Origin of the sequence: Colwellia sp. (assembly GCF_013214175.1) — a bacterium.
Classification (GTDB): Bacteria; Pseudomonadota; Gammaproteobacteria; order Enterobacterales; family Alteromonadaceae; genus Colwellia.
In genome coordinates this window covers 66,058-82,875 of the sequence record NZ_JABSPA010000007.1, presented here as the reverse complement: position 1 = coordinate 82,875, position 16,818 = coordinate 66,058, and the positions used below count along the sequence as shown (strand labels likewise).

The 16,818-nt window shown below is 43.6% G+C and carries 18 protein-coding genes; 16 read left to right on the top strand and 2 right to left on the bottom strand.

Annotated features, from left to right (window positions below; genetic code table 11):
- Window positions 1-155 precede the first annotated feature (155 nt).
- The gene (locus HRT55_RS16065) at window positions 156-284 is read left to right on the top strand and encodes a hypothetical protein (RefSeq protein ID WP_287204319.1); all 129 of its coding nucleotides are present in this window, start codon (window positions 156-158) and stop codon (window positions 282-284) included.
- A 121-nt stretch (window positions 285-405) separates the two neighbouring features.
- Here the strand turns inward: HRT55_RS16065 and HRT55_RS16060 are convergent, their stop codons facing one another.
- The gene (locus tag HRT55_RS16060; protein WP_287204318.1) at window positions 406-642 is read right to left on the bottom strand and encodes a hypothetical protein; all 237 of its coding nucleotides are present in this window, start codon (window positions 640-642) and stop codon (window positions 406-408) included.
- 492 nt (window positions 643-1,134) lie between these two features.
- On the opposite strand from HRT55_RS16060, the gene HRT55_RS16055 reads away from it, so the two are divergent.
- Complete coding sequence (locus HRT55_RS16055) at window positions 1,135-1,299, top strand: hypothetical protein (protein WP_287204317.1); 165 nt, start codon at window positions 1,135-1,137, stop codon at window positions 1,297-1,299.
- Between the two features lie 370 nt (window positions 1,300-1,669).
- On the opposite strand, the gene HRT55_RS16050 is transcribed toward HRT55_RS16055, so the two are convergent.
- Window positions 1,670-2,257, bottom strand: a complete 588-nt coding sequence (locus HRT55_RS16050) for a YopT-type cysteine protease domain-containing protein (protein ID WP_291622895.1) — start codon at window positions 2,255-2,257, stop codon at window positions 1,670-1,672.
- 385 nt (window positions 2,258-2,642) lie between these two features.
- Between HRT55_RS16050 and HRT55_RS16045 the strand changes: the two genes are divergently transcribed.
- From HRT55_RS16045 to HRT55_RS15980, 14 genes are all read left to right on the top strand, one after another.
- The gene (locus HRT55_RS16045; protein ID WP_291622893.1) at window positions 2,643-3,476 is read left to right on the top strand and encodes an SGNH/GDSL hydrolase family protein; all 834 of its coding nucleotides are present in this window, start codon (window positions 2,643-2,645) and stop codon (window positions 3,474-3,476) included.
- Between the two features lie 410 nt (window positions 3,477-3,886).
- Window positions 3,887-5,368: a class I adenylate-forming enzyme family protein gene (locus tag HRT55_RS16040; RefSeq protein ID WP_291622891.1), complete on the top strand. Its 1,482-nt coding sequence runs from the start codon at window positions 3,887-3,889 to the stop codon at window positions 5,366-5,368.
- 1 nt (window position 5,369) lies between these two features.
- On the top strand, window positions 5,370-6,500 hold the full coding sequence (locus tag HRT55_RS16035; RefSeq protein WP_291622889.1) for a hypothetical protein: 1,131 nt from the start codon (window positions 5,370-5,372) through the stop codon (window positions 6,498-6,500).
- Between the two features lie 8 nt (window positions 6,501-6,508).
- Complete coding sequence (locus tag HRT55_RS16030) at window positions 6,509-7,555, top strand: hypothetical protein (protein ID WP_291622887.1); 1,047 nt, start codon at window positions 6,509-6,511, stop codon at window positions 7,553-7,555.
- Window positions 7,552-8,439: a hypothetical protein gene (locus HRT55_RS16025; protein ID WP_291622885.1), complete on the top strand. Its 888-nt coding sequence runs from the start codon at window positions 7,552-7,554 to the stop codon at window positions 8,437-8,439. Before HRT55_RS16030 ends, HRT55_RS16025 begins: the two co-directional genes overlap by 4 nt.
- The gene (locus tag HRT55_RS16020) at window positions 8,432-8,932 is read left to right on the top strand and encodes a hypothetical protein (protein ID WP_291622883.1); all 501 of its coding nucleotides are present in this window, start codon (window positions 8,432-8,434) and stop codon (window positions 8,930-8,932) included. The genes HRT55_RS16025 and HRT55_RS16020 overlap by 8 nt, the downstream gene beginning before the upstream one ends.
- Window positions 8,932-9,993: a hypothetical protein gene (locus tag HRT55_RS16015; protein ID WP_291622881.1), complete on the top strand. Its 1,062-nt coding sequence runs from the start codon at window positions 8,932-8,934 to the stop codon at window positions 9,991-9,993. Before HRT55_RS16020 ends, HRT55_RS16015 begins: the two co-directional genes overlap by 1 nt.
- Window positions 9,990-11,927: an NAD(P)/FAD-dependent oxidoreductase gene (locus tag HRT55_RS16010; protein ID WP_291622880.1), complete on the top strand. Its 1,938-nt coding sequence runs from the start codon at window positions 9,990-9,992 to the stop codon at window positions 11,925-11,927. The genes HRT55_RS16015 and HRT55_RS16010 overlap by 4 nt, the downstream gene beginning before the upstream one ends.
- Window positions 11,927-12,880 (top strand): alpha/beta hydrolase, encoded by a 954-nt coding sequence (locus HRT55_RS16005; RefSeq protein WP_291622878.1) that lies wholly within the window; start codon window positions 11,927-11,929, stop codon window positions 12,878-12,880. Before HRT55_RS16010 ends, HRT55_RS16005 begins: the two co-directional genes overlap by 1 nt.
- Window positions 12,877-14,178, top strand: a complete 1,302-nt coding sequence (locus HRT55_RS16000) for a hypothetical protein (RefSeq protein WP_291622876.1) — start codon at window positions 12,877-12,879, stop codon at window positions 14,176-14,178. Before HRT55_RS16005 ends, HRT55_RS16000 begins: the two co-directional genes overlap by 4 nt.
- 78 nt (window positions 14,179-14,256) lie before the next feature.
- Complete coding sequence (locus HRT55_RS15995) at window positions 14,257-14,505, top strand: acyl carrier protein (RefSeq protein ID WP_291622874.1); 249 nt, start codon at window positions 14,257-14,259, stop codon at window positions 14,503-14,505.
- Window positions 14,506-14,606: 101 nt separating this feature from the next.
- On the top strand, window positions 14,607-15,332 hold the full coding sequence (locus HRT55_RS15990; RefSeq protein WP_291622872.1) for a hypothetical protein: 726 nt from the start codon (window positions 14,607-14,609) through the stop codon (window positions 15,330-15,332).
- A complete protein-coding gene (locus HRT55_RS15985) occupies window positions 15,332-16,063 on the top strand; it encodes an ABC transporter ATP-binding protein (RefSeq protein WP_291623086.1) in 732 nt (243 codons plus the stop codon). Before HRT55_RS15990 ends, HRT55_RS15985 begins: the two co-directional genes overlap by 1 nt.
- Complete coding sequence (locus HRT55_RS15980; RefSeq protein WP_291622870.1) at window positions 16,056-16,817, top strand: hypothetical protein; 762 nt, start codon at window positions 16,056-16,058, stop codon at window positions 16,815-16,817. The genes HRT55_RS15985 and HRT55_RS15980 overlap by 8 nt, the downstream gene beginning before the upstream one ends.
- The last annotated feature ends 1 nt before the right edge of the window (window position 16,818 follow it).

Sequence of the window (16,818 nt, the reverse complement as noted above, 5' to 3'; positions counted from 1 at the left end):
CTTTTTTACCATCAGGAGATTATCCAAATCAAACATTTTACACTTAGGAACTGGGAAAGAGATCTTACAGAGCCAAAATCGAGAAAAGCGACTCTTTTGAGTTTGTTAGAAAAGTAAGTATTTTTATGCAATAAGTTACACACACGGAGTTATTAGTGAGTATGCCGGAATTTATTGATGATGAAGATGTTTTTTTAAGGATGCTTGCTAAGGTATCTAACCACCCTTTTGATATTTTCAATGTAGAAAATGACAATGCTTCATTATTTTTTATCAATATATGAAAGCGGTAAAATTAAGTTTGATAGCAAAGAAGAAGTAATCCGGATGTCCGGACTTAGTTCGGGTGTCACTAGTACCCGAACTAAAAAAAGCACCGATCGGTGCTTTAATATCTCAGTATATCTATCCCAAGTTATCAGATGAAATACCATTCGGGTTTGAGACAGGCGTATCAACGCCATTTATACGTCTAATATGATAACCATCATATTCACCTTTTTTAATGGCTCTAACAAAACCTTTGTCTGTCATTTCTTTCTTGGTTTTTGTGTCTTTAAAACGAAGGTTGCGACCCGTTTCATTTTCTTTAATCGTTTTGACGCGGATAGTTTTTTTAGCTTTTGATGTAACTTTTTTCATAATATAAGTCCTATTGAGGATTAGTTTTCATTGAAATAATGGAACTTATAAACTAGAATTTGCATTGTTAATTACGGTCTAGTTATAAGTCTTTTGTTTATTCAAATAGAAACAGCTAACACCTAAAAAGAAGAACTTTTGAGTACTATTGGCGTAGTATTTGAGGGTTCTTTTTTTTATCTGAATTCTTTGTTTGAACAGGACAATTATACCACACTAAAATCATGTGAAAACTATTTGCGTCAATTTAAGGTACTTTAGGAGGTTTAATTTGGTTGAGCAAACAAATGCACTAAAATTAGATAAAATCGCTAGGAAAGACCCGTGGGCACCTGTATAATCCGCCGCACAAGAAATGAGCTTGTTTGACATAGCTATTCTAGTCATCTGTTGACTTAAATACAGTGTGATAAATCCATAACTTTCGTGATTCGCACCTCCTCTTCCTCGTCATTTGCTCAAATTAAGCTAAAAATAATATATGATGCACAAATGCTAATTAAAATACTTTCTGACGAACCTGAATTTCAAGAACGAATTAATTTACTCCGGTTAAAATATAAAACAGGTGAAAATTCCAAAGCAGCTAAAGCCGCACTAAATGAGTTTTATGAATTAGAAATTGAATGTGAAATATTGCGCGGACAAAATGAATAAATGTCAGATGAGATTGAAAGACTAAGAGAATTACTTAGCCATGTTTCAAAACAGAAGTACCACAAGCGATACCATACACGTCCCAAAAGCCCACAATAAAACTCAAATGGTATATTAAACCTGCTATGAAGAGTATCGGACATAGCGACCTTTATATCTGTAGGGTGGCTGTTGCTGCCATAACAGTTGTTTGCTGATTAAGGGTTTAACTTGATGTGGGGAGACATAACAACGTTTCAATAAGCGGTAATTTATAGTTGGATAAATTCTTCAAATAGTGAAAACAGCCAACTATATTTTTCTTGTTTAACAACTCGTATATCGGTCTTTCCATGCAGGTTCTTGAAAGCTTTCTACCGTTGAAAATATACTAATTTACATAGATTAAATCGAAAATAGTGTGTCCATATAATCCAAAACCAAAAAACTCTTTAACAAAAAGGACATATTTTAAACTACTGTCAAATTTTGCAAAACCAAGGTTAGGATCAAAAAAAACAAAGTTATTTTCACGCTTATTTGTAATAACTGCGCAAGCGTGACCTTTAACTTTAATAAAGGATCGTCCAGAGGGGCTCTTAAGGGAACTTTTAGCCATACCTTCAGGTGTTTGACATTTTATTAGCGTCGAATTTCTTGACATAGATACCTTTGATATAGATTGATCAAATCCTGTCATGCCTTCGCTGTAATTGCCACCAAATTGTGCTATTCGCTCAGCATAAACAAGTACACCTTTTTCCAAATGTGTATTTTTGTCATCCATTAAATTCTTTGAGTCAGGTATACTATCAAGCCCTAAAAAAGCTATTGATAGCCCTGCACAAACTCCGTCTTGAGCTTTAAGCCCCGTTTGCATACTAGCCCATCTCATACTCAGTCCGGCTCCTTGATCAAACTTTCTTGCTTTACCGCCATGACTTTTTACCAAATCTTGGAACTGTTTGAAACTACTCATAATAACTCTCCTTTAAGTGTTTTTTGAATATTGATAGCTCATATCACATAACGCCTTGTTAATAGGCAAAAAATTGTTGGCTAAGATAATCGACAATCGAGAAAAAGCCAACTGTTTTTTGTGATTTATTAACAAATTTTTAACTTTAGTCTATGTATGTTTTTTCGATGAACATATTTGATATTGCTAAATACGTTCATCTTCTACTTTTATATCTACTTCTTTGCAAAGAATTGCCGGTTACCTTACTTGTGTTATTTATATGTAAACCCACGATGGAATTAATATTTTAAATCCACCTTTTTAAGGCTTCATTATTGTTAATCCTTGGCAAGTCAAAAAAAACTGGTTAAGGTGTGAACGGTCAAATAACTGGACGGACAACATGAGCATCAAAGAAAAGTTACAACGACAAGTGCAATTTTTTCATCCTGAAAAGAAATATTCGTTTCTACGCGGCGGGTATTCAAGCTCCGCCCATGCTGCTCTGTTTGGCCTGCGAGAACAATTTTATAACTCCATGAAAGAAACTTTTTCCAACCGGGTTAACGACGCAGCCAAAGCATTATGCGCTGACAGTGACTACGTTCGGGCGATAAAATGCTTGCCACTTAAGACACAAGCTAAGATTGTAGTACTCGGCGATAGTTTAACCGACGATAGCCAATCATGGTTTTCGATTATCGAACGCTCTTTCGGCATTATCAGACCCGAAGACAATATCCGATTTATCAATCTTGCCGTATCAGGCGACACCACTACCCAGTTACTGGGGTCGGTGATCCCCGCAGCTCAATTGAAGGCTGATTTGTATTTTAGCTTTAGCGGCACTAATGATGCTCGAATTCAAGGGGGCAGTCGTTACAAACCCTGCACCAGTATTGATGAGGTTGAACGCAATCTCGCCAGTGTGATCGACTTTTCCAAACACCAAACCCATGCCCCTTGGGTTTGGCTAACACCGGTTGGCGTCGATCCTGCACGTGTCGAAAAGCATGATTTCTTTAAACCATTGATGGCCAGTTGGTGTAACGTTCACATCAACAAAGTAGCAGATATTGTTAACCGTAAGGCTGAAAATGTGATTGATTTGCGTTCACACTTCACAGATTTGGATAACAGCCATCTACTAGATAATGACGGCCTACACTGGTCCATTGACGGCCATCAACTAGCAGCTAAAATTATTATTGGACAATTGGTCAACATATTAAGCTGATAACTTTTTATTATAATTACCAACACGGAGTCATTTTCCTGATTGAAAATAAAGCGCTACCCTCAGCAATAACCCTGCTTTTTTTACCACCAATATGAGCATGTATATTGGACGAAAAAAAGTATAAACCTCTATAAAATTAATTTTTTAAATTATTTTCCCCATTGTTTAATTTATCAGTAAATGTAAAATAAATGCAGCATAAATGTAACATAAATGTTAATACCGATCAATTTTGTAACCTTAAGGTTAATAATAAGCCATTATCTTGTTAAAAAAAGTACAACGTAATGCTTGTTTTATTAGTTTTTCTCCAATATGCTGGTCAGACCAACATCAACGGCAAGGCAGCTAACGATATAAATTTTAGCAGCTTTTGACATAAGTGAAATTTGAGAAAAGGTGAAATTATGTTGTTCTCTCTTAGCGATTTATGCGTAAAATTACAACAGCAACGCTGGGGCGGACAGATTAATTTCTGTCCATCTGGTCAAGCCTTAACGCATGAAACGATGACCGCACATCAAGACTGGTTGGAGCAAAATATCCAATTTTCTTTTGGTGAAAAAATCATTGTGGTATCAACCCCTACACCTGAAACAGTTTCTACACTTTTGTGGTTGTGGCACAAAGGTGCGGTTGTCGTGCCAGTCAAACATGACATGCAAATGGACGCGATTCAAAAAATTGCTGATGATTGCTATGCGCATGCCGTGATCAAAGATCAAGACATCACTGAACTTGAGCCTTCACCGCAACCCCCGTTACTGTTTAGAGAAAACAGCACACGTCAGGTCTGCGGCACCGATCTGGCCTTGTTGATTTATACTTCCGGCAGTACTGGGAATCCCAAGGGGATCATGTTGAGCCATAACAATGTGATCACCGCGATTAATTCGATTGCCACTTATCTGAAAATCGACAGCGACGAGCATATTTTAGGCCTTTCTCCATTGTCATTTGATTATGGTCTGTACCAGCTACTGTTCAGTTTAGCGTTTGATTGCAAAGTCACCTTGTTTGAAGAAAATTTCCACCCAGTCAAAGTCATCAAAGCGCTCGATGAGCATAAAATTACCCTGCTGCCCGTGGTTCCGGCCATGGCCATTTCACTGTCTAGAGTCATCAGAGCGTTAAAATTCAAGTTGCCGCATCTACGTAAAATGACCAACACCGGCGGTCACCTTGGCGAAACCGTGATTGACGATCTTGTGAGTTTAATCCCGCAGTTAGACGTTTATGCCATGTACGGTTTGACTGAATGTAAACGTGCCTTGTATCTGCCACCTGATAAAACCCACAAAAAGCGAGGCTCTGTCGGTATTGCTATCCCCGGCCTCGAAGCCAAACTGTTTATCAGTGTTCAATGCGATGATGGCTTGCATTACCAGGAAGTACGTATCGGCGAAGTCGGTGAATTATTCGTTCGCGGCGCAACCGTAATGCAAGGTTATTACGGTAAAGCTAATGCTGGTGCGAATTTAATCTCCGGTAACTACCGTGACGATAATTGGCTGGCCACAAACGACTTATTTACTCAGGACGAAGATAGTTATTTCTACTTCAAAGGTCGTACCAAAGAGCTGATCAAACAAGCTGGTTTCTGTATTTATCCCACCGAAAGCGAAGCATTGATTGAGAAAAATACACTGGTACATCTGGCCGCCATCATTCAATCAAAAGACAAGTTCGGTGATGAAATAGCTTGTTTGTGTGTGCAGTTACATGACGACACCAAAGAAAATGAAGACGCTTTTAAAGACTGGCTTAAAGCCAACACCGATCCGGATTACCGCCCGCGTGAAGTGCGCTTTACCAATCAAATGCAACTGACCGCCAACACCAAGGTCGACAAAAAGTCCCTTGTGGCCAAATTAGCGCTGGAGAATTGAAGTGCAACAAATTATGCAAATGCTGGAACAAAATCCAGCACAAATTTCGACGCCCTGTTATTTTTACAGCATCAGCCGGCTGAAGAAGAATTTCGATTCGTTAAAAGCAGCCCTGGGCACACAGGTGATCCTTTCAGTCAAAGCCAACAGCAATACTGATTTATTGGTCCGCTGCACCAATTTTATGAATGACGGTTTTGAGGTAGCTTCAATCACTGAACTACAAACCATTGTCGGTGGCGATCGTATTCGTTACGTCAATAACCCTTCTGCCGACAAAAAGTTTTTTCGCGCAGCTATTTCGGGTAAAGCGCGGTTGATTATAGACAGTATTGATCAGCTTAACATTGTTGCCGAACTTGCCGAAAGGCGCCCTCCAATCGGGATTATCCTGCGACTTAACCCGGTAGTGTTAAAACAGTTTAATGACGCCCATCCCAAAGTTCGCCCGGATCAATTCGGCATGGACTGGGATACAACCTGTACTGCCATAGAGTTTTGTAAAGCGAAAAACTTACCGTTAATGGGGCTTCATTTATTTAAAGGCTCATACAGTTTTGAACGCAGCGCTATGGCTACCATAGATTCGGTCAAAGTTATCATTGCTGAAATGGAAAAACGCTACGGCCTGCCCTTGTCGTTTGCCAACCTTGGCGGCGGATTCAGTGAGCGCTGGCAAGATGCCAAATTTGATTACGCCGCTTACCGCGAAAAATTGGCTGAACTTCCGCAACACATAACCCTGGCACACGAGTCAGGACGTGGCCTGATGGCAAGTATCGGTAATTTTGCTGTACGGGTTCGTTATGTCAAACAAATTGAAAACGAATACTACGTTATTTGTGACGGGGGTATTGCACAAAACTTTCTGTTGGCACAAACCGAAAATACATTGCGTCGGCTAAGAACCCCAGCATTGTGGCAATCAAAGCCAAGCGAAAAAAAAGCCACATGTAAATTTGTCGGCAGTTCGTGCAGCAAAGACGATGTCATCGGCAAACAGTCCGCAGACCATATTTTGCCGCAACCGGGAGATATCTGCATTTTCGATCATTGTGGTGCTTATAACGCTAGCTATACCGTTGCGCCGTTTTTGCAATTGCCCGCTGCCACTACTTACATTGTTGAATAGGTGATCCCATGACCCAAGTACATAATATTTTTGGCCGCTGTATTACTTCATTTCTGGCCTTAAGCGGTGAAGTGCCTCCGCAGGTTGAGCGTTTAGTCAATGATGCCGTGATCAGGTTGATGGACAGTGACATGATCATCGAAGACACCTTTGCACCAATGGCCGAATTGCAAGAGCCACGGGTGCAGCAACCATTAGAAAGTTTTGAGCAAACGGTATTTATCGACGAATTGACCGACAAAGTAAAAAGCGAAGGATTCGGCCCGTATTTTCATCAAATCATAGGTTTGTTCGGTTCGATCATGCTCGGTTTATGTGCCAGTGATGAACAACGTCAACTGGTCGATGAATGGCTGGAGCAAGGCCACTTCGGCAACTTTATGATGACCGATACCGGTGGTTCTACGCTATCTCAGTGGAAATCTACCTTGACCACGGCTGATGATGGGCAGATCACCTTGAACGTTGATAAAAAGTGGGTGATCGAAGGACAAAACGTCGGTTTCGCCATGGTGGTTTGCCAGCAAAAAGGTCGACCTTTCCCAATGACTGTATTGTTGTCACCGGAGAAATCACAAGCATTGCAACAAACGGCCTGTGGCGGTAGTTTCCTCGATGGTAAATTACAATTGGGTGATGTTAAAGGTGAATCGCTGGTCAACAAAAGTGAGTTTCTTTCCAAAGGGGGCCTTGGCAGTGTTAACCGTTTTTTAACCATGGTTCGACCCCGCTTCGTTAAGTCGTTAATGCATCACCTGTTATGGTTAGAAGACCAGAACCGTCTGACCCTTGATGATGAGGATCGCAGTGCAATTGACTTTATGATCAACACAGCCAATTGGTGTACTGCTCAGGACAAATTCTCAATCCACTCGGTTGACCGTGTACTGGCATTAAAATTCACCAGCAACGAGTTGTTGCAATCACTGGTGGTCAAAGGTGCGGTCAATGACATTAACGATCAACGTGACTTACTCGGCTTTACCAAAATGGAAGGCAGTTCATATCGCTGTCTGTTTGAAATTTACAGTAAATTTAAACGGGCCAGACGATGAGCACAGATGTAAACCACCAAAAAGTATCAGGCTTGGTGGTTAAAGGCATCGCATTTACACCCTTACCTCAGCCATTATTTGACCAGCTTCGCCCTATTGAAGAGGTGATGTCTCTGTTAGTGCAATCGCTGGGTCCACAGGTCAACCAACTGATTGAGCAAACTGGGATCCCGGCCACCGAGTTTGAGCGACATTTTTTATGCTCAACCATGATTGAATTACCATTCACCACCCAGTCGGTCAAATGGCCGGACATTGCCGCCCAACTACAAGAATATGGTGTTCACCAACCGGATACTTTCGTCAATGCGTATGAATGTGCCTCATGGGGTTATTCGTTACGCCATTATATGAAGCAGGCTGAACTGGAGCAACGCCAAGCCAAATACATGATTTTCAGTATCATAGATGCCAACGTCTATGATTTTGAATTCTGGCGTTATAACGAACACTGGCAGCACTCTGGTTTTGGTATCACTACCGTAATCCTCGAAGTTGAATCCCCTTTGACGGACGAAATTACTATCGGCTCGGCAGTCACCCACAATGGCGTCGCCGAATTCGCGACCGTAGTACGTCGTACTATGATGAAAAAAGCCGGTGCCGTGGTTGCCTTGCCGTTTTTTCCGGTTAATGTGCAAATCATGTTTGAAAAATTATTGCGTGGTCAGCCGCGCCTGCCTGACTTACACGCCAAGCACGGTCACTGCTTCGGTGCCGATCCTTGGTTATCATTACTGACTCATGGTCTGAACAACAAAATTGAACAACCACAACGCTTTATGGCTTGCTCGGTGGCATTAAACGGTTATTACGCCATTGCTGAACTGATGCTCACGCCGGATACCATTTTAATCATGAATAAGGAGTGGTCGCGTGGCTAAAAAATTACAAAAATACTGCGGTACACTCAAGCGCATGCCGTTTGCCCACAAGCCTTCAATTGCCGAGGCACAGATGTTGCCATTGACTACCGACAGCGATTTTGCGGTATTTGCCAACTTCACGAGTTCACCCTATCCGGTATTGCTTAATGTCCGAGAACATTACCAAATTTTATCCGACCTGGTCGCCGAAGCCCAGCTGTGCTGGCCTGGGATCACCATACTGGTCAGACTATCAATGCCGGGCGGTATGCGTATACCGGCCAACCTATTGGCAGACAATATTCTCTTACTCGAAGATTTAGCATCCGAAGAGCAAAAACTAGTTACCTTGATAAAGCCACTGCTGGTGATCGAAGATCGTTTCACCCGCATTGAGATAGATAATAATGACAACAGCGTCAGCTTAAGGTTGTACAGCGATGATGGTTTACCGACTGATGCCTTGCAGCCTTTGATCGCCTGTCTGCATCAACGCGGTGTAACTGACTAATGAGTGCTCCACTGGTTATTTCACGATACTGGGCAAGAGACGCAGCCAATCCAAACATGGCAATTGAAGAATTGAAGCTTCGACTAAATGCGCTGGATGAATTACCAAGTCATGTCACTTTGGTCAGTGCCGGAGAGGTTTTTGTGCTGCTTGATCCCCTAGTGATTGAATTTCATCAGTGGTTGAGCGATCACTGTCAAGTGACTTTTATCAGTGCCGCCTGCACCAGTTTGCATGCGGGTATTTTAGATTTTTATCACAGCGATTTTTCCGCCACCGTGGTGATCTCACTTGACCTGAACAAATTGTTCCAACAGAGCTGCCTAAATTCTCTGGGCATAGGCAACGATAATACACAAGACGGTCTGGACGTCGTCCCGGGCGTTGGCTTTATTGCATTGAAACGTTCGGTGGTAGGCAAACAGCTTGCACCGGATGAGCTGGTTGTAGAAAAATGCCAATTGCTTAGCCAGCAACCCGGCATGACAGGCACGCAGATACTTATCCGTCAGCTTTATCAAGAGCTGAAATATTTACCTGATCATGTTTTACCGGTTTCATTTGATATTTGTGCAAACTGGGCGAAATCGCTGTTACGAGGCCTCGACAACCAGTTGGCAGTCAATCAGCAAACAGTCAACTGGTTAGCCAGTATCGAAAGTTGTCAACGCCATTATTTAAGTTTGAAACCTTTGTTTGAACTGCAGCTTTATAGACAAAAACTAAAACAAAACAGCTTGTTATTATTTACCCTCGGAGGCGGAGGCCGAGTCGGCATGTTGCAATTGGGTAAAAATAGTGAAGCCCCGATTAAACTACCTGAAGCCAGTTTTGATCATCAGTGCTTGGTTAATGATATCGACGGTTATGAATTAGCGCTGAGCTTGCTCCAGGGCGATAAATCAGCGTATTACCAACAAATAAGAACCACGCTGAAATACCCCCATTCCCGCTACCGTGGTAAAGAGAACCATTATTTCAAATGGCAAACACACCCTAGTATCGAACAAACGATAATCAAGCAAGCGATAAGAAAAAAAATAACAGGAGCAAATGCATGATAAACAGTCAATCTATAATGCCGAAATATGACGTCGCTATTATCGGCGCCGGTTGGTCAGGCCTTGCCTTGGCGCGCCAGCTAAAAAGAAATAACCGTGATATCCGAATTATTCAACTTGAAGTCAGTACCGAATTTAAAGCCAAAATCGGCGAAGCCACCGTTGAAAATACTGGTCATTATTTTTTAAAAAAACTGGGTTTAGCCAATTATTTGTACCGTAACCAGTTGCCTAAAAATGCACTGCGCTTTTTCTTTGACAATGAAGACCACAGCCTGCCGATTGAGCAGATGAGTGAACAGGGAACCACGTATATTCCCCCCCACCCTGCTTTTCAGCTAGATCGCGCCAGTTTTGAATCGGCTCTGACCGATATGAACCGCGAAGATGACATTACCGTTTTGCAAGGTGCCAAAGTGACCGGTTTTGAACTGGATCACCACAATGAGCACACCGTTAAATTCAACTACCAGAATGAAGCCCATCAAATTCGCTGCAAGTGGCTGGTTGATGCCAGTGGCCGTGCCGGGGTAGTCGCCAGGCGAATGAAGAGTTACAGCCGTGAAAACGTACCGAGCCATAGTTCTGCGTGGGGCCGTTTCAGCGGTGTTAAAGATTTTGATAGTGTCGGCACCCAGAAATGGCGTGACGGGGCTTCAAGCCGTTTCTTGTCAACGAATCATTTTAGTGGCCACGGTTACTGGATCTGGTTCATCCCGCTTAAAAATGGCCTAACCAGCATAGGTATTGTCTGTGACAAAACCAAGGTCAATAATCCGCCGATGAAGCAGGCAGATTTTATTGCCAAACTCAAAGAACATACTGCCATTGCCGATTTGATAGAAGATGCCAAAATAGAAGACTTTGAAGCATGGGGCCAGTTGGCTTATCGTGGTAAGGGCATAGTCAATCGCGAGCGTTGGGGGGCCACCGGGTTTGCTGCAATGTTCTTGGATCCCCTGTTAAGTGGCGGCGGTGATGTCATTGCTATGGCTAACGACAACCTCACCAAACTGATCCTCGCCGATCTGGGCAATCCAGACAGAGAAGCTGCGCAAATGGCGCTGGATGAAGCTGTGCCTTATGCCAATGAAGTGGTCGATTATTATTATCAGTTTCTTTATGCCCAATTGATGAACCTGTATCCGGTGCTCGAATGTGCTGAATTGTGTTCACCAGTGATGGCTTACATTAATGCCACCTACTTTATTACCAGTGCCTGGGATTACATGGCGGGCAATTTTTCAGATTATGATCATTTTTCCAAAAATGACTTTATCCGTCGTGGCAATTACGGCCTTGAAATGCTGATGCAGCGCCAGATCCTCGAAGCGCTGGCAATATTACAAAACGAAAATCGCGCTTTTGTGCGTAATAACGAAGGCTTCTTTGAGACAGGTGCCGACCTGTACAAATATTATATTTATCAGATGGGTGAAAAAGGTAAAGACGGTTACCGCATTGACTTGCGAGTGAAATTGTTTACCGAGTGTTTTGCCATTGTGACGGGTTCCAAGTTAGGGTTACCCAAATTTGGTCGCCGACGTATCGTGCAAAATGCCTTGAATCTGCCAATGATTCTGCAAAAACCAACATTCGGTCGTGACCAGCTACCGGAATTGCTGATTACCATGAGTCATAACCTCACCCAGGAATTGCAGCAAACCACAGAGCACACGGTTTTGGTCAAAATCACTGAAGCATCGTTTCGCGATGAAATGGTAGAAGTGACGATAGTCGACAATACAGCCGATGCCGACCAATTGAAGAAAATAAAGAAAACCGCCAACGGTATCTGGATGCATCAACAGGAATACATTGAGCAAACTAGCTTCGTATCAGTATTCCTGCAATATGCTAGACAGCAACCGCTGGATATCATGGATCCGAGCCACCCGGTTAGACTCGAAGCCAGCGAAATGTGCGAAGCCTGATGAATACGCTTATGATCCAGGCCAGAGACGGTGCAAAACTAGCTTGTCATCGCTACTGCCCAGAAGAGGGGCTCGACACTTATGCCCGCCTACTGTTTCTACATGGCGGTAGCTTTAACAGCCGTCGTTATGCCAACATCGCCAAAGCCTGTGTAAAAAGCGGCTTTGAGGTGATACTTTGCGATTGGCGTGGTCATGGTAACTCAGAAGGTACGCCGGGCACTTGCGATTATGTTGGACAACTTGAAGATGACATCAGTGACACTATCAGTTGGTTTGAACAAAGACAGCCGCTACCGCTGATCCTCGGAGGGCATTCATCAGGTTCGGTGGTGTGTCTGCGTTATATTGAGAAATATGGCCAGGACAAGCTTTCAGGTTGTTATTTTATCGCCCCTGCGATCAGTAACACCCTAGAGCCGTTGCGTTTTGATGCCCCCGGCAGCAAGAAAAGCTTTATGATGAATTACTGGCGTAAGAAACCCAGTTATCATCCAGCACCGGAAAGTAGCCTCAAGCACATTCCCAAAATGAATAATCGCAAGTTTTTGCTGGCTCTGGTATTGCCTTTTTTACGTCATCGCACGGTAATGCGTTTTCCCGGTTCAGCCAAAATGGCAGCACTTGAAGGCCGGGTGCTCAACTATTCGTTTAACCTAATGGCCTCGGTATCAATAGCCAAATACAGCAAAGCTTTCCGTCAGATCAAGGTACCCATCGCCTTAATCTGCGGTGAATCAGATGAAATCCTACATCCTTCATTTTTACCCACAGTTGCGCAATGGCATTTACCACCAACGCTGGATAAAGAAGTGTATATGCTGCCCAAGCTCAATCATATGTCAGTGCTCAGCGGTGCCGCTCGGGTTCTGCCGCAATGGTTGGCTCAGCGTTGGGTAAAATCAGCAGTGCCTCAAGCACAAGAAGAACACTTGGTGGAGCAAGTAGGATGAGTAAATATAACAAGCAAGGTTGTTTGTTCCGCCTGCTGTTAACCGATCAGCAATTGCCTAATCAACAAGAGCTGCAAGGCTTTGAACAAGAGCAGTGTTACATCAACGGTTATCTGACCAATGAACAGGCCATCTGTGCCCAACTCAAAATTGAAAGCGGCAATCAACAAGCCTTGCTTAATGCTGCACTCAAACGTTGGGGCGACAAGGTGAATAAACACCTTTGCGGCGATTATGTATTAGTTTGGCTTAATGGAGAACAACTGCTGGTGACCAGTAGTGCTCGTGCCAGCTTTACCTTGTACTATCAACAGCATAATGGTCTTGCTCTGGCTACCGATTTAAGTCATTTAAGTCATCAGGTTGAGGGGACACTCAATCAGGAGCAATTGTTACAGGCACTGACTCTGGGCCCGCTTGCAGGAAAATATACCTGCTTTGATCATATCAGCCAATTGCAAAGTGGCGAAACCCTGATCTGGCAATTGCAACAAACTATCAAACTGAGCCATCAGGCCAGGTTGTCTCATGCCGAACAATTGATACTGGCACAAGACAATAATCAGCCGACTGCCGAACCGATAGCCATCCGAGTTACTGACGACATTGACTTAACAGAGCTGTTCAACCAGATGCCATCGTTGGCTCATCGCCTCGGTGAACCGGTCATGGATGTGACGCTGGCCCATTTTGACAACATAGTGCAAGCCAGTGAAGCCAACAGCCTACTGCTTGACGACAGCTGGCTCACTGCCCGAAATATGATTGATGAACGATCGTTTTACCAGGGCTACAGCTGGTGCAAAGGCATTTTAAAACCTCCGTTGTTAAAACAGCGCGACCAGCTGAAAAAATTCCAGCAGCAGTTGACTACCACTTTTGAAGCGGCGCAGAACGAACAGCGCGAATCCTTGTCGTTCAGTCAATGGCTTGATCTGCATTATGTTATACCCGCCTGGTGCCAAATATTGCAGCGTATTTGCCAACATCACGGTAAAACGTTGATCAATCCATATATAGGATCTAAACAGCTCATGAACCTGGTGATGCAGGCTGACAATCAACCTACAGCCTATTTTTCATTACAACAAGTTAGTCTGGCCAATATCTATGATGCCATGCAGCGTTTGTTTCATGTTGGAGAACCCGACACCCTCAAGCTGTTCAACCTAAATCCGGCGATTACCGCCCGTTTGGTCAGACGCCAAACAGACCTCCCTCGCCGGGTCGAACAATTATCCGTGATACTGCTGACCTTTGATTATTTGGCTCGATTTCATCCGGGCCGCTTAAATTGATTTAGCTATAAATATAACGATATTAAAAAATAACTAAAAAACGTCTAAAGACATTAACTTAAAAAAGTAGAGAATATTATGATAGAACTAGGTCAAACATTACCAGAACTAAAAGCACAGATCGCAGAAATGCTTAATAAAGACGACGTTGATGTTGATGCCCCCTTAGGTGAATTGGGTGTTGATTCATTGAATATTGTTGAAGTGATTCTTATTGTTGAGCAGCTGTACCCCGATGTCACCGACCCGGATGCCCTGACTTTCGACGAACACACCACCTTGTCACAAATGGACGAGCAATTGGTAGAGTCTTCAGTAGAAGTCTGACCCCCTGTATCGCCCGTAAAGACTGCTGTTAACTTGAACAGCATTGGCGGGCGGCTAACCATGTAATGGCTTATTTTAGGCTACACATTTTGAGGCTAAATATGAAAAAACTGTTGGTTTTACTTTCAATAAACTTGCTGATCGGCAATATTATCGCGTGGTTTATGGGCGCGGCACCGATTGATTTCAAGATGGTGCCTTATTCACAGCAAGAGCAAAAGCTCGTCACAGAACTCAAAGCCGAGCTGGTACAAAACCCTAATGACAGTACCTTGCAAACCCAACTCGGTTCAATGTATTCATTGCATAATCAAATTGATGAAGCCGGGCAATTGTTAACAGGATCTTTCGCATCCGAACAGGATGCACTTACCTTAGCATGGTTAAGCGGCAACCAGGCCAAGCAGGCTGGTGCCATGTTCGACCCTTTAATGGGACTGTGGAAGCTTTATCATCTGTATTCGGCCTGCGCCGAAATGGATCGGGCTGTGACCATGGAGCCAGATAACTTTGAAATTCGCATGGTACGGTTGGCTACGTTTGCTCCCACCGCCCTGCTCAACTGCAGTCTCGACACCGCCTTTATCGACGAAGCTTGGTTCAAACAATATTTTGCTAACCAGGGTGCCTTCGCGCCACTGGAATTAAAACTGCAATTCAAACTGACCATGAGCATTGCCTACGCCAATGCTGGTGGCAGCGACAACCAACAAAAGGCCGCCCACTACATGACAGAATATCAGCAGCTGTCCCAAGGGACTAAGCAACCGCCGCTTGTTTTACACCAACTGGCTGCTGCCAACAAACTGCTGACGGAGGGTTCGTGATGGCTGTGGTCAAATTAAAGGGCGTATCCCGCTATTTCCCGGTAGGAAATAAACCTATCACTGCTCTCGACAAAGTGGATTTAACCCTTGAAAGAGGTGAGTTCGTTGTACTCAGAGGAGCCAGTGGCAGCGGTAAAAGTACCCTGCTCAACCTAATCGGTGCGATGGATGATCCTAACGAGGGTGAAGTGTTTATCCACGGCAAGGCGTTAAGCTCACTGTCGGACAAACAAAAATCACAATTACGCAGCCATTACATTGGCTTTATTTTTCAGTCGTTTAATCTTATTCCGGTATTAACCGCGTTGGAAAACGTGCAATACCCGCTGTCACTGCAAAGAATTGCTAATAATGAAGCTAAAGACCGCGCCGCCCAGGCACTAGCTCAGGTGGGTCTGGCGGATTTTATCCATCGACGTCCTAACCAATTGTCAGGTGGGCAAATGCAACGGGTCGCAATTGCCCGCGCACTGGTCACCAAACCCGATATCATTCTGGCGGATGAACCTACCGCCAATCTTGATTCCGAAACATCAAAGCAAATCATGGATCTGCTTGGCTCTCTCAATCGCGAAACTGGCGTAACTTTTTTATTTGCCACTCATCACGATTTCGTGTTGAGCCGAGCATCGAGAATATTGGAATTAAAGGACGGTCACATCGTCAAAGACGAGCAATTACAAAACTTAAACCTGGTAGATCAAATCGCCTCTGGAGAGAAAGTTGGATAATAAATTTAAAAATATCGGCGTATTATTGCTGACGATCGCACTTGGCGGCTGTTCAGAATCGGCCGCACAACACCAAAAAAGTGAAACCATAACTGTGGTTACAAGCAGGACGTTAAACTCTGCCGACTTTATCAAACCGACTACTGTTCCTACAACGAATACCGAGCGTGAGGCATTATTGAATTCGCTCAACATTAATGCCGACAGCTCTATCGATAAACGTCGTTTAGCATTGTTTGTCCGATACACTTATTTTGCGAATAGCCAAGATCGTCAGCTGAAAACCCTTGAGCAACTAGTTGAAGAGATCGCCGTGATGCGAAAAACCCGTCCGGACGATCATGAACTGACCGCGTTGCATGGCAGTGCGACCTGTCTGCAAGCTGTATTTTTCCTGAATAATCTTGGTAGAACTAACTTGTTGTCGAAAAAAGGCAGTCGTTATCTTGATCGTGCCGTGAAAAACGAACCCAACCACTTAGGTGTACGTTTGTATCGCGGTATTACCTATGCCGAAATGCCTGCATTTTTGGGTAAAGGCCGCCAGGCAGTGGAAGATTTTAGCCTTATCAAAAATGCCGCCGCCCCCGAAACCGATGACAAGTTTGCTGCAATGGTCGACTATTACTACGCCATGGCATTGATTAAAGATCAGCAAAAAAACAATGGCCGAAAACTACTTACTTCCCTGATCGGCAAAAACATTGTGCCCTGGTCTGAACGGGCAGCAGCACTAATAAAAGAGAAGGGCTAAA